Consider the following 412-nt stretch of genomic DNA (forward strand, 5'->3'; position numbering starts at 1 on the left):
CGCGCGAGGCGGCGGCACGGCGGCCGCTCGCCGCCCGCTCCCCGCTCACGCGGCGCTCCCGCTCACGCGGCGCTCCGCTGGAGGGCGCCGCGCAGGTCCTCGAGGTAGCCGATGGTGAGCACGGAGAGGTCGCCGAGGCGGCGGAGGCCGGGCTCGACCTCGGGGTCGCAGACGACCGCGACCACCTGCACGCCGGGCGGGAAGCGGACGGCGGCCGAGCGGATCGCGGCGGGTCCCGCCCCCGTGCCGCAGACGAGGAAGACCACGGACACGCCCGCGACCTCGTCGGCCGCCGACCGGGCCAGCTCCCCCAGCGACGCCGCGCGGTCGGACGCGCCGATCTCGGCGAGGTCGTCGAGGAGGCGGTCGCGCGTGACGGTGGCGAGGCGGCGGAGGCGCGCGGAGCGGGACC

At 80.1% G+C, this 412-nt stretch carries 1 pseudogene; it reads right to left on the reverse strand.

Features of this window, described 5'->3' with window-relative positions:
* Nucleotides 1-62: 62 nt before the first annotated feature.
* Nucleotides 63-412, reverse strand: a pseudogene (locus DZG00_RS16535) (DUF58 domain-containing protein); the annotation flags it as partial.

The organism is Clavibacter lycopersici (assembly GCF_003576405.1).
Taxonomy (GTDB): domain Bacteria; phylum Actinomycetota; class Actinomycetes; order Actinomycetales; family Microbacteriaceae; genus Clavibacter; species Clavibacter lycopersici.